Source organism: Alkalihalobacillus sp. BA299, assembly GCF_017745675.1.
Taxonomy (GTDB): Bacteria; Bacillota; Bacilli; order Bacillales; family Bacillaceae_F; genus Alkalihalobacterium.
Window position 1 is genome coordinate 274,650 of the sequence record NZ_JAFLJM010000003.1, and the last position, 12,505, is coordinate 287,154.

The window sequence follows — 12,505 nt, forward strand, 5'->3', positions numbered from 1 at the left end:
CAACTGCTCCTTTCTCGGGTCATTCTATGTTTAATGATGTCGGTTAAGAAATCGCTCAAACTCTTCTTTCGTATACGTATTTATTACCGATTCCTTTTTTATCATACCTTTGCGGGCTACACCCACACCAATCTCCATAAATTCAAAGTGATCAGAATGATGTGCATCCGTGTTGATAGAGATTTTTACGCCTGCTTCTTGTGCTTTTTTTAGCCACTCAGCAGATAAATCTAACCGGTGTGGATTGGCATTCAGTTCTAAGGCGGTATCCGTTTCTTTTGCTAGTTCAATTAACATATCAATATCTACATCATAACCGCTTCTACGTCCAATTAGGCGGCCCGTGGGATGAGCGATTAAATCGACATGATGATTACGTAATGCCGTCGTTAAACGGTTCATAATCGTTTCTCTGTCTTGAGAAAAAGAAGAATGGATCGACCCGATGACAAAGTCCACTTGTTCTAATAATTCATCAGAGAAATCGAGCTTACTATTCGGTAAAATATCCATTTCAATACCCGTAAAAATTTTAAAGTCATCATATTCTTCGTTTAGACGTTTAATTTCTTTCATTTGTTCACGTAACCGTTCTTCTGTTAACCCATTGGCCACTTTTAAATATTGAGAGTGATCGGTGATCGCAATATACGAATACCCTTTCGCACGCGCAGCTTCCGCCATTTCTTTTACAGAATAAGCCCCATCACTCCACGTTGTATGCATATGGAGATCGGCTTTTATGTCGTTTATATCAATGAGAGCTAGGCTTTCTTTAGACGTTTCTACTTCTCCTTGGTCCTCTCTCGCTTCAGGCGGAATATAGCAAAGATCAAAGTGCTGAAAAAATTGTTCTTCGGTATCAAATGTTTTGATCTCACCAGTCTCTATATTTTCTACACCGTATTCACTAATTTTCTCTCCACGTTCTTTTGCTAGCTGTCGCATTTTTACATTATGGTCTTTTGAACCGGTAAAATGATGTAAAGTTGTTGCAAATTCAGCTGGCTTTACGAGTCTAAAATCTACTCCTACAGGATAGTCATAGCCTAACTCTACGGATACTTTAGTATTTCCACTTGCAATGATGTTTACAATACGAGGTAGGTTTAATAATTGTTCTTTCACTTTTTCGGGATCATGTGTACTAATAATGAAATCGAGATCTTTTACTGTTTCCCGCATTCGCCGTAAGCTACCAGCTCTTGAAAATTGAACGATTTGTTCGAAGTTTCTCAAGTAACCTTCAATCTCCGCAGCAATCGGGAGAACGAAGGCAATAGGGAAGCGCTCTGGTCGTTTTTCGAATTCATCAATCGCAGCGAGTAGCTTTTCTTCTGTTTTTTTACCAAAGCCTGCGAGCACTTGAACTTGCTTTTTTTCACATGCATCACGCAAGCTTTCAAGGTCAGTCACATTTAATTCTTGATAGAGCTTCCCAATTTTTTTACCGCCAAGACCTGGCAGCTTTAGTAACGGGATTAATCCCGCCGGAAGTTCAGCCTGCAGTTCCTCTAACAGTGAAGAAGTTCCGGTTTCCTTTAACTCTATTATTACTTCACTCGTTCCTTTCCCTATGCCTTTCAATTTAGAAGGATCCTCAATTTCAGCTAACGTACGTTCATCACTTTCTAATGCTTGTGCTGCCTTTCGGTAAGCCGAAACTTTAAATGAATTCTCGCCTTTAATTTCCATATATATCGCAATAAGTTCGAGTACTTTAATGACTTCTTTTTTATTCACATTCCTCGTCCTTTCCTTCATTTGCACTATATTGTTCTCATTTTTTTAAAACCAATAGCCATCCTTATGATCATACAAACAATAGTTGGTAAAAATCAAATAAAAAACTGAGCATATGTGGTACGCCCAGTTTATAGCTCATTATTAATCCAAATTTCTTTAATCCAACTTGATAAAAATGGAGTATAGTCTAAAATTAGATTTGCAAGAGAAGATTGTTGTAAATGAGTTTGAATAAATTCAATAGGAAGTAGTGCTGCAACGTGTAATACTATAAAAATAATTAAATATGCCTCTAAAAAACATAGCACAGCACCAAGCCAGCCGTTAATCGTTCGTAATATCGGTAGGTGGGCAACAAAGTCCAACATCGACCCGACAATATGTAAAGCAATTTTCGTTCCAAAAAACAATATAGCAAAGGCAATTCCTGAGTAATACACACTTTCAAAATTGAATGCCTCAATTAGCATTGAAAACGCACTGTCACTTGAAAATTGCGGATACGGCACCCACAAACGGATATATGAAGCGAGCTCGCCATAATACAAATAAGCTACAATTAATGCAACAAAAAAACTAATCAGATGAATTAATTGTAGGATGAAGCCTCTTTTTAAACCTATAAATAAACTACTAATTAAAATTACAAATATTAGTATACTAAACATCTGTTTCGTCCTCTTCCTTTAATTTTGCTTCTAGTTGTTCTATTCTTTTTTTCATTTTCACATAATCATCAGCGACATTTAATGCAGTTAAAACTGCTAATCTTGTTGTATCTAGTAATGGATTTCGCTTCCTTATTTCCTTCATTTTTTGGTCAACATATTGAGCTACTTCCTTTACATGAGCAGCTCCGTCTTCACTAACAATCGTATATTGCTGGCCGTATATTGATACAGTCGTACGAGTTCGCTCAGTTTCTCTCTCCTCTGACACCCAAAAGCCTCCTATCACGATCTATGGCTTCTTACTTTTTTCCAAGATGACATTTTAAAAAAATTTCCCAAGTTCTATCATAACATGAAGCGCGGGCGTTGAAAATATTAAGCCGAAGCTATTGCTAATAAATGGGCCACACACACAATATCTTTATTTAAAATTCAATAATAAATATGCATTTTGGATCAGTTTCCATACGATTTTATGTAAGCTATTTTTTTCAGGAGCTTATCTCGAGAAATTATCTATAGTTTACCGATGAATTGACGGGTAGCTCTTTCGATTAATTGAGCTAACTTTTGATATATCAGTCTAATTCTCGTTTTATCAGTCTAATTCTAATTATATCAGTCTAATTCTAATTATATCAATCTAACTCTCGTTTTATCAGTCTAATTTTAATTATATCAGTCTAATTCTAATTATATCAGTCTAACTCAAAATATATGGACCTAACTGTCAATTGATTGGTGTAACCTGATGTAATTCTACTTTTAACCTATGCTTTAGTGATTGTACTTTATTTGTTATCGAGCTCTATAACTCACATCTTTATAGGATAAGAAAAGCAGGTGACATTCATTATGAGTCACCTGCTTTTCTTGTATAGTTTTTTAAGCGCGTAACTCAGCACCGATTTCTGCTTTTAACTGATCGAGAACCTTTAAGTGAACTTGACTCACTTCCTCATCAGTTAACGTTCTTTCTGGATCGTAATACGTGAGTGAGAAGGCTAACGACTTCTTCCCTGCTTCAAGATGCTCACCTTGGTACAGATCAAACAGTTGAACGTTCTTTAAAAGTTGGCCACCAGCTGTTACGATTACCTGATGCACCTTACCTGCATGGACCGTTTCATCCACTACAAGAGCAATATCACGGGAGATTGCTGGGAATCTTGGAATTGGTATATAAGCAACGTCATCGTACTTGTACCCGAGCAATTGTTCTAAATCCAATTGAAATACGTACGTTTCATTAAGATCTAATTCCTTTTGTAGTGTCGGGTGGATTTGACCGATAAAGCCTACTTCGCTTCCATCTAAAACTACGGCTGCCGTTCGTCCTGGGTGCAGCCCTTGCTTATTCGTTTGTTCAAATGTAACATAATGGATCAGTCCAAGCTCTGAAAGTAACGATTCGACAACACCTTTAGCTACGAAAAAGTCTACAACCTTCTTTTCACCTTGCCATAAATGGCTATGAGCTACTCCTGTTAAAGCTCCAGCGACCATTTCTTTTTCTTGTGGTTGTTTTGTCACTTCTTTTTCTTCCGATAAAAAGATCGAACCGATTTCATAAACGGCAACATTATTAACTTTACGATTTAAATTATAGCTAATGACATCTAACAAATGCGGAATGAGGCTCGTTCTTAATGTACTTCGATCTTCACTCATTGGCATCGAAAGCTTAACAGGTGTTAAATGTTCATTTTCTTTGCTTAAACCTGTTGCTTTGCTAGGTGTGGTTAAAGAATACGTAATTGCCTGATAAAGTCCTGCTGCCTCTAATGACCGACGTGCTTTTCTACGACCAGCTTGATAATCCGTTAAATGGCCAGTTGTTGTTAAACCAATCGGTAATGTCGTTGGAATATGATCATAGCCATACAATCTAGCTACTTCTTCTACTAAGTCCTCAGTAATTGAAATATCACTTCGTCTTGTAGGTGCTGTTACGACAAACTCTTCATCGTTTTGTACGTAAGGAAATTCCAGACGATCAAAGATTTTCGCAATATTACCTGAGGATAGGTCTGTTCCTAGAAGAGAATTTACTTGCTCTGTTGATAACGCTACTTCTTGTTCCTTAATATCTAATGTATCCACTTCTACAATACCATCAACAACTTCTCCGTCAGCTAATTCAGCGATCAATTGAGCAGCACGTTCAGCCGCCTCACGAACTCGTTTTGGATCGACACCTTTTTCATAGCGCATGCTTGACTCACTGCGTAGGCCTAAATCTCTTGATGCCTTACGAACCGTTTGACCATTAAAATAAGCCGCCTCTAAAAGGATCGTTGTGGTATCGTTTTGAACTTCAGAAGAAGCTCCTCCCATGACACCAGCAACTGCTGTTGCTTCAGTTCCATTTGTTATCACTAAATGGTCGTTGCTTAGCTTACGCGTTTCGTTATCGAGTGTCACAATTTCTTCACCAGCACGTGCACGACGTACGACAACTTCTTTTGAACCAAATCGGTCATAATCAAACGCATGAAGCGGCTGACCATATTCAATCAGAACATAATTTGTTACATCAACGACATTACTAATCGGGCGAATCCCCGCTGCTGTTAATCGATTTTGTAGCCATAAAGGAGATGGTCCAATTTTCACATTTTTAATGACCTTAGCCCCGTAATATGGATTATCTTCTGCTGCTTTCACATGGACTGAAACATAATCAGCTGCTTTATCGCTACTTGTGCCTTCCTTAATTGTTGGATGCTCTACTTCACGCCCTAATAGGGCCGCCATTTCATAAGCGACTCCAAGCATACTTAAACAGTCCGAGCGATTTGGTGTTAAATCAAGCTCTAATACTTCATCCGTTAAGTTTAGAGCTTCTAGTGCATCTTGACCCGCTTCTACTTCTTCCGGAAAATTATAAATACCTTCAGCAAACTCTTTTGGAATAAGCTTTCCTTCAATTCCTAACTCCTGAAGAGAGCATATCATTCCTTGTGATAACTCACCACGAAGCTTTGCTTTTTTAATTTTAAAGTTCCCTGGTAATACCGCACCAACTGTTGCCACAGCTACTTTTTGGCCAGCACCGACATTTGCTGCACCACAAATAATTTGTAAATGTTCTTCTGCACCGATATCGACTTTACAAACTCGTAATTTATCTGCATTTGGATGCTGTGTACATTCCAACACATGACCGACGACGACACCACTCATTCCTTTTTTTAATGAATGAATAATGTCGACTTCAATTCCACCTTTAGTCAATCTATCTGCAATTTCAGCAGGTGTTAAATCAGCCACATCAATATAATCTTGAAGCCATTGATAAGAAACTAACATATTCTTTCCTCCTCTTACACTTGTTTAAATTGTTCTAAGAAACGTAAGTCATTCGTATAAAAATGACGAATATCATCAATTCCGTACTTTAACATCGCTAGGCGTTCAACACCCATACCGAAAGCGAATCCACTATACTTCTTCGGATCAAAACCACCCATTTTAAGTACACGAGGATGAACCATTCCCGCTCCAAGTACTTCAATCCAGCCTGTTTGCTTACAAACTCGGCAGCCTTTTCCTCCACAAATTCCACAAGAAACGTCGACTTCAACAGAAGGCTCTGTAAATGGGAAAAAGCTTGGACGAAGGCGAATCGTACGATCTTCACCGAAATAACGCTTCGCAAATGTATCTAAGACACCTTTTAAATCACTCATACGGACATTTTCATCGATGTAAAGACCCTCGATTTGCATAAACTGATGAGAGTGAGTTGCATCATCGTCATCACGTCTAAACACTTTTCCAGGACAGATGATTTTCACAGGTCCTTGCCCTTTGTATTTTTCCATCGTGCGTGCTTGAACAGGTGATGTATGAGTTCTTAACAATAGCTCATTCGTAATATAAAAAGAATCTTGCATGTCACGTGCAGGATGATCTTTCGGTAAGTTGAGTGCTTCAAAGTTATAATAATCGGTTTCTACTTCCGGACCTTCCGCTACCTCAAATCCCATTCCGATAAAAACATCTTCAACATGCTCAACAACTGCTGTTAATGGATGACGAGCACCTTTTGCAACAGGTCGGCCTGGAAGTGTGACATCAATACTTTCCTCAGCTAATTTACGCTCTACTTCTTGTGCTTCAAGCTGCACTTCTTTTTCTTCTAATTTTTCTGTAATAGCGGCACGAACATCATTGGCCATTTGTCCAATGAGAGGACGTTCTTCTGCTGATAATTTGCCCATTCCTCTTAAAACTTCAGTAATTGGGCCTTTCTTTCCTAAGTAAGCGACACGGATGTCTTGTAAGGCTTTTAACGTATCTGCTTGTGCAACTTTTTCAAGTGCTTCTGTTTTCAGACCTTCTAATCGATCTTTCATAATTTTTCCTCCTTTTATATAGAAAAGCGTAAGCACCCGTTCAGCGACATATGGACTGGAGCCCTCTGTATGAGATAAAGGCAACACAGAGAGCGTAAGCGATCTGATGTTAACTTATCGTAAGGAGGGGAGCGAAGTCCACTAGACGCTGGGTGCTGCAGCTAGACAATAAGAAAAGCGTAAGGCGCCTGCTTAGCGGCGACAAGCGCTGGAGGGCCAGCAATTAGTGTCCTGTTTTTTGGACACGTTTGATGGACCGAAGCGACCTCGAGCCGATGGCGCCTGCAGCTAGACAAGAAAAGCGTAAGCACCCGTTTAAATGAACAAATAGAGCCATCGCCCCAAATTAAGGGACGATGGCTCGTGGTACCACCCTTATTAGTAATAGAATCGACTACTACTCACTTCATTAGGTAACGGCTTTTAACCGATGACACCTTCATAAGGTTTATATAAACCTTATGTTCCGGCGCTAGCTCTAGAGTGAATTCACCTGTTTCAACCATAGAAATGCTTACAGTCCTAGACATTTCCTCCCTAAATGGTGATGGACAGCCTACTACTCTCCTTCATCGCTTTTTTCAATATAGAGTTATGTAATATTAAACTTATTAAAGTATAGAAAAAAATGACACACAGTGCAAGTGGAATTATTCATTTCGTAATCCATATAACAAAACCGCGGTTGCAATCGCTACGTTTAACGATTCTGCTTTACCATAAATAGGCACATATAAATTGGCATCGGTTCTATTTAATAGCTCTTTAGACACCCCTTCTCCTTCGTTTCCAACGATGAGTGCAAAAGAAGCTGGAGAATTAATACATTTATAGTCTTGACCATTTTCAAGAGCTGTTCCAAAGACTGGAACTTCTAGACTCTTCATTTTATCAACCCATTCTACTAAGTTGCCCTTTACAATGGGAAGATGAAATAAGGAGCCTTGTGTCGAGCGTATCACTTTCCCATTATAAAGATCGACCGAACCCTCACCTAATACAACACCATCGATCCCTGCTGCATCAGCTGTCCGTATAATCGTTCCTACGTTTCCTGGATCTTGAACAGCATCGATGAATAAATACCTTCCACGATTAGGAACTAACTGATGATCAAATTGCTGGCAGATCGCACTGACTCCTTGTGGGGTTTTCGTTTCACTTAGTTCCATCATCACACGATCTGTAACATAAGTAATTGGAACTGGCCACTCCGACCAACTTTTCGGGATATCATAATGTTCAGCAACGATTAATTCTACTGGGTCTACCCCCGAAATACGAGCTTCTTCTATTAAATGTGCTCCTTCGATTAAAAATTGCTTTTCTAGGTCTCGCCCTTTTTTAGTATGTAGTTTTCTCCATTGTTTGACTTTCGGGTTTTTTACCGATTCTATTCGATTCATGATTAACTCCTCTTCCTCATTCTTCATGTTTCTAATATAAACAGCCTTTTAATTTAGTTCAAAAAGGAGGAAAAAAAGAGCCGAGAAGGTCGAGACGGCGCAGCATTGAGGAGCACAGTGTATGCTTTTAATACATGAGCACCGCAGAAGCGAGCCAACAAAGAAATCGACAGCTATTTTTCCCGGACTTTTTGAACAACCTATATCAACCTTTTATAATTATACCCACCAAATTATACATAATCCCCAATAAATTTCACAAACTATACAAGATTTAATATCTATTAAATGAAGGAGTGCAAGCAATGAGCTTTAATCTACGTGGTGCCATATTAGCAAATGTCCAAGGGAGTAGCGAGGATCAGGTGGAAGCTACAATCGATGATGCGATGTCTAGCGGTGAAGAAAAAATGTTACCTGGTCTCGGAGTATTATTTGAAGTGTTCTGGAAAAATGCAAGTGAAGAACAAAAGCAAGAAATGGTGACACAAATTACAAATGGATTACAAAAATAGAGGCTGATTTTCAGCCTCTATTTACGTATAAATTGTAAACTACCCGGACTTTTGAACATCATCTAATCAAATGTTATTTGTTTAACCGTATCTGTATCTAGCTTCTTAATTACTTCAACAATTAGCTTTACTGCATTTTCGAAGTCATCACGGTGTAAGATCGCTGCATGGGTATGAATATAACGTGTCGCGATCGTAATCGAAAGTGACGGTACTCCGTTAGCTGTTAAATGGATGGCCCCAGAATCCGTTCCTCCACCAGCAACATAATCAAACTGATAAGGAATATTATTTTCTTCTGCAGTGGATGTAACAAAATCTCTTAATCCTTTATGAGATACCATAGACGCATCGTACATAATAATTTGTGGTCCTTCACCCATTTTAGCAAGCGCATCTTTATCACTTACTCCAGGCGTGTCCCCAGCAATACCGACATCGACACCAAAACCGATGTCGGGTTGGATAAAGTGAGCAGATGTTCTAGCGCCACGTAAGCCCACTTCTTCTTGAACCGTTCCAACACCATACACCGTATTTGGATGATCAACATCTTTTAATTGCTTTAGTACTTCAATGGCTATGGCACAACCAATTCGGTTATCCCAAGCTTTTGCCATAAGATATTTTTCATTTTTCATGACAGTAAAATCACAAACAGGAACAACAGCGTCACCAGGGAGAACACCGAACTCCATCGCCTCTTCTTTACTGGATGCCCCGATATCAATAAACATATCTTTTTTATCGACTGGCTTTTTTCGAACCTCTGGAGAAAGGATATGTGGTGGTTTTGACCCAATCACACCTGGAACGCTTCCATTTTTCGTCATAATCGTTACGCGCTGCGCGAGCATGACTTGCTCCCACCAGCCACCAACTGTTTGAAAACGTAAAAATCCTTTATCGTCAATACTTGTAACCATAAAACCAATTTCATCTAAATGGCCCGCGACCATAATTTTAGGCCCTTCTTGTGTGCCATTTTTCTTCGCAATTAAGCTACCTAAATTATCTGTATAAACTTCAGTTGCATAAGGCTCAATAAATCTTTTCATCACTTCACGAGGCTCTTTTTCATTTCCAGGAATTCCGTTTGCATCCGTTAATTCTTTTAACATTTGCAATGTTGGATCTAAATTTGCCATATGTAAATGTCCTCCTTTATATGTATTCCACTCTAGTATATACGAAAAGAGTTTCGATACTCAAACGATCACCTTAAAGACTCTTTTTAATACCCTTCATCTTGACGTTTATGATTCACTTCATTTTTTTCAAAATAGGCTTGTTCAATATCTTCATGGGTAAAACCTAATTGTTCTCCGAGTAGTAAATAGGTAGTAAACAATTCTATAAAGCTCTCGTCCGATTGGTTTTCACTCAATTTCGTAATGAGATCAAATACTCGTTGAAAAACATTGACTAAGGAGATTTCAGAATCATATCGTTTCTCTTGTAGCTGAACGTCTTCAAACTTCAAAACGATACCTAAAGATAGGATAAAATGAAGTCCATCTACATATTCTTCTAAGATGATGTGCCGGTCTGCAGGTGGCTTATTACTCCAATACTTAAAGCATCTTGTTTCGTTAGCTAGCTCTCCTAATTCTACTTCAAGAGCAAGAATTTGTTCTGCTAATAAATCTTGTCCTTCAAGCTGATGTTCTCTAATAATTCGTTCATTTAACTGCCGCTGCATATTAAATAGTTTTTCTAAATTCACCGTAGTTTCTCTCCTTTTAAATACTTTCATTCTTTTTTGTTGTAGTATAAGATAAAGTGATACAAATATTATAGCAAATGTGCAACCATTTATCGTTTTAATCGTATATAGAATAAGAATGATTTAGACCACGAATAGGAGGAATTGTTATGGTCTTATTATTTCGTTTGCTCATTATTATTGCTTTTATTGTCATTATATATAGTGCGATTAAGTACATTACAAACCCGAAACGAAAATTTGAACTTGCTCATGAAAAGAAACATTTTTATTTCCACGATGAAAAACAAAATGTACGAAAAAACTTTTTAGTAACTTATAAGGGTGTCTTATTTGAGGGTGAAAAATATTTAGGTACGACAGAGGAGGCGTTTGAAGTCATTTCTGTTCAAGTTTGGGTTAAAAACCCTGAGCTATTACAAGGGCTTGATCGCGAAGATTTTGACGTCATCAAAACGGAGGTTCATATTCATTATCCAAATGCTGACATTGAATGGAAAAGCCCTATTAAGGAGTTTCTAAAGAAAAAGAGAGAATAGCTGCACTTTACATTATTCTCCCTTTATGATTTTGCGGTAAAAAAATCATTCCATTTGTACGTGACTTCTTTCTTTCCAATGATTGTAAAAACGATGAATAATACGGCTACTAACGTTAAGCTTATTGGCAATGGTAATTCATGTATCAAATGTCCAAATGACGTAAATACAAATGCTGGCGGTATGCAAGCATAAAAAGAATACTTCGTATATTCCTTAATAGTATGTGATATTTCTAATAAATATAAGGAAATTAAATGAAAATGAATAAAAGGCACTAAACGAATGATCATCATCTGAACTAAGCTCATTCTTTGATAAGACCCTAAATATTTCTTCTTTAAATCGAAAAGCTTTGTTGTTACGTTCGGAAATCGTTTTGCAATAATATAAAATGCTACACTTGTAAAGGTTAAGCCAATCAACGAGTAAATGGTACCGTAAAACACACCAAATAAATAGCCACCTAGTAAGCAAACAAGAATAACAGGAATAAAGAAAACTTGACGAAATACATGTAGTAAAATAAACAACAAAGGGGCCATCCATCCACTTTCTTCAATGACAAACTGAATGGAATCTAATGACTGCTCCACTATGCTCCCCCTTTCATTGGCAGGATGCCTTTATTTTATACTATGAAAACATCTATCTAGGTAGGATTCAATTCTTGAAGATTATTTAATTAAGAAAATCAGGATTGCAATTTGAAGAACTATGACCATCGGAATCCCGATTCGAAATTTAAATTTTTTCGTTTTATGGCGAAATTGCATCATCCCGATATACACTCCAAGGGATCCACCGATGAATGCAATAACAAAAAGGGTTCGTTCAGGAATTCTGTTTTTCCTTTCTCTTGCCCATCGTTTGTCCAACCCCATTAGCATTAATCCGACGATGCTTATACAAATAAAGTATGAAGCAATATAGAACATGGTTCACCACCTTTTAATCTATTTTTTTATTGTGTTAGAGGTTTTTCTGTATTAGCCTGTTTAATATGTTCTTTTGATTGGGATAAGGGCGGTCTAAACACCGTATTTAGGTAGAGTCTCCTCCTATTTTTTGGAATCTTTTAATCGAAAATAAGATTTCCTACAACACGAAAAAGGGCCTAGTAAAAATACCAGAACCCTTTTATTACAAATTAATTATTATGCGTTTAAGCTTGCCTTTGCTTTTGCAGCTAATTCTGCAAATGCTTTCTCATCGTTTACTGCTAAGTCAGCTAGCATCTTACGGTTAACGTTGATTTCAGCAACTTTTAAACCGTGCATTAAACGGCTGTAAGAAAGTCCGTTCATACGAGCAGCCGCGTTAATACGAGTGATCCATAATTTACGGAAGTCACGCTTCTTTTGACGACGGTCACGATAAGCGTATAAGAATGATTTCATTACTTGTACTTGTGCTGATTTAAATAAACGGTGTTTTGAACCGTGATAACCTTTTGCTAACTTTAATACCTTTTTACGACGACGACGAGCTACATATCCGCCTTTTACTCTTGGCATTGTAGTTCCCTCCTTGTTTCTTTA

At 37.9% G+C, this 12,505-nt stretch carries 13 protein-coding genes and 1 other annotated feature; of the genes, 2 read left to right on the plus strand and 11 right to left on the minus strand.

The features are described 5' to 3' along the window. Nucleotides 1-30 precede the first annotated feature (30 nt). The 6 genes from polX to J0N78_RS05675 all read right to left on the minus strand — a co-directional run bounded on the left by polX (nt 31) and on the right by J0N78_RS05675 (nt 8,184). The gene (gene polX, locus J0N78_RS05650) at nt 31-1,764 is read right to left on the minus strand and encodes a DNA polymerase/3'-5' exonuclease PolX (protein ID WP_209122141.1); all 1,734 of its coding nucleotides are present in this window, start codon (nt 1,762-1,764) and stop codon (nt 31-33) included. A 110-nt stretch (nt 1,765-1,874) separates the two neighbouring features. Then, on the minus strand, nt 1,875-2,414 hold the full coding sequence (locus J0N78_RS05655; protein ID WP_209122044.1) for a CvpA family protein: 540 nt from the start codon (nt 2,412-2,414) through the stop codon (nt 1,875-1,877). After that, entirely contained in the window at nt 2,407-2,685 is a 279-nt protein-coding gene (gene zapA, locus J0N78_RS05660) for a cell division protein ZapA (RefSeq protein ID WP_209122045.1), read from the minus strand. The genes J0N78_RS05655 and zapA overlap by 8 nt, the downstream gene beginning before the upstream one ends. Before the next feature lie 617 nt (nt 2,686-3,302). Continuing rightward, nucleotides 3,303-5,729, minus strand: a complete 2,427-nt coding sequence (gene pheT, locus J0N78_RS05665) for a phenylalanine--tRNA ligase subunit beta (RefSeq protein WP_209122046.1) — start codon at nt 5,727-5,729, stop codon at nt 3,303-3,305. Nucleotides 5,730-5,743: 14 nt separating this feature from the next. Continuing rightward, nucleotides 5,744-6,778: a phenylalanine--tRNA ligase subunit alpha gene (gene pheS / locus J0N78_RS05670; protein ID WP_209122047.1), complete on the minus strand. Its 1,035-nt coding sequence runs from the start codon at nt 6,776-6,778 to the stop codon at nt 5,744-5,746. A gap of 346 nt (nt 6,779-7,124) precedes the next feature. Then, nucleotides 7,125-7,360, minus strand: a binding site (T-box leader). 68 nt (nt 7,361-7,428) lie between these two features. Beyond that, a complete protein-coding gene (locus J0N78_RS05675) occupies nt 7,429-8,184 on the minus strand; it encodes a TrmH family RNA methyltransferase (RefSeq protein ID WP_209122048.1) in 756 nt (251 codons plus the stop codon). A 305-nt stretch (nt 8,185-8,489) separates the two neighbouring features. Between J0N78_RS05675 and sspI the strand changes: the two genes are divergently transcribed. After that, nucleotides 8,490-8,699, plus strand: a complete 210-nt coding sequence (gene sspI / locus J0N78_RS05680) for a small acid-soluble spore protein SspI (protein WP_209122049.1) — start codon at nt 8,490-8,492, stop codon at nt 8,697-8,699. A 62-nt stretch (nt 8,700-8,761) separates the two neighbouring features. Here the strand turns inward: sspI and J0N78_RS05685 are convergent, their stop codons facing one another. Then, nucleotides 8,762-9,847: a M42 family metallopeptidase gene (locus J0N78_RS05685; protein ID WP_209122050.1), complete on the minus strand. Its 1,086-nt coding sequence runs from the start codon at nt 9,845-9,847 to the stop codon at nt 8,762-8,764. A gap of 86 nt (nt 9,848-9,933) precedes the next feature. Continuing rightward, nucleotides 9,934-10,425 (minus strand): dUTP diphosphatase, encoded by a 492-nt coding sequence (locus J0N78_RS05690; RefSeq protein WP_209122051.1) that lies wholly within the window; start codon nt 10,423-10,425, stop codon nt 9,934-9,936. A gap of 149 nt (nt 10,426-10,574) precedes the next feature. On the opposite strand from J0N78_RS05690, the gene J0N78_RS05695 reads away from it, so the two are divergent. Next, nucleotides 10,575-10,964 carry a sigma-w pathway protein ysdB gene (locus tag J0N78_RS05695; RefSeq protein ID WP_209122052.1) on the plus strand — a complete coding sequence of 130 codons (390 nt, stop codon included), beginning with the start codon at nt 10,575-10,577 and terminating at the stop codon, nt 10,962-10,964. Nucleotides 10,965-10,987: 23 nt separating this feature from the next. On the opposite strand, the gene J0N78_RS05700 is transcribed toward J0N78_RS05695, so the two are convergent. The 3 genes from J0N78_RS05700 to rplT all read right to left on the minus strand — a co-directional run bounded on the left by J0N78_RS05700 (nt 10,988) and on the right by rplT (nt 12,481). Beyond that, complete coding sequence (locus tag J0N78_RS05700; protein ID WP_209122053.1) at nt 10,988-11,560, minus strand: TVP38/TMEM64 family protein; 573 nt, start codon at nt 11,558-11,560, stop codon at nt 10,988-10,990. Between the two features lie 81 nt (nt 11,561-11,641). Beyond that, on the minus strand, nt 11,642-11,902 hold the full coding sequence (locus tag J0N78_RS05705; protein WP_209122054.1) for a DUF1294 domain-containing protein: 261 nt from the start codon (nt 11,900-11,902) through the stop codon (nt 11,642-11,644). Nucleotides 11,903-12,121: 219 nt separating this feature from the next. Then, on the minus strand, nt 12,122-12,481 hold the full coding sequence (gene rplT, locus J0N78_RS05710; RefSeq protein WP_075388318.1) for a 50S ribosomal protein L20: 360 nt from the start codon (nt 12,479-12,481) through the stop codon (nt 12,122-12,124). Nucleotides 12,482-12,505: the final 24 nt, after the last annotated feature.

Excerpts from the sequence above, each read along its gene's own strand:
- polX (WP_209122141.1), bottom strand. The coding sequence starts at position 1,764 with ATGAAGGAAAGGACGAGGAATGTGAATAAAAAAGAAGTCATTAAAGTA.
- J0N78_RS05655 (WP_209122044.1), bottom strand. The coding sequence starts at position 2,414 with ATGTTTAGTATACTAATATTTGTAATTTTAATTAGTAGTTTATTTATA.
- pheT (WP_209122046.1), bottom strand. The coding sequence starts at position 5,729 with ATGTTAGTTTCTTATCAATGGCTTCAAGATTATATTGATGTGGCTGAT.
- pheS (WP_209122047.1), bottom strand. The coding sequence starts at position 6,778 with ATGAAAGATCGATTAGAAGGTCTGAAAACAGAAGCACTTGAAAAAGTT.
- J0N78_RS05675 (WP_209122048.1), bottom strand. The coding sequence starts at position 8,184 with ATGAATCGAATAGAATCGGTAAAAAACCCGAAAGTCAAACAATGGAGA.
- sspI (WP_209122049.1), top strand. The coding sequence starts at position 8,490 with ATGAGCTTTAATCTACGTGGTGCCATATTAGCAAATGTCCAAGGGAGT.
- J0N78_RS05685 (WP_209122050.1), bottom strand. The coding sequence starts at position 9,847 with ATGGCAAATTTAGATCCAACATTGCAAATGTTAAAAGAATTAACGGAT.
- J0N78_RS05695 (WP_209122052.1), top strand. The coding sequence starts at position 10,575 with ATGGTCTTATTATTTCGTTTGCTCATTATTATTGCTTTTATTGTCATT.
- J0N78_RS05705 (WP_209122054.1), bottom strand. The coding sequence starts at position 11,902 with ATGTTCTATATTGCTTCATACTTTATTTGTATAAGCATCGTCGGATTA.
- rplT (WP_075388318.1), bottom strand. The coding sequence starts at position 12,481 with ATGCCAAGAGTAAAAGGCGGATATGTAGCTCGTCGTCGTCGTAAAAAG.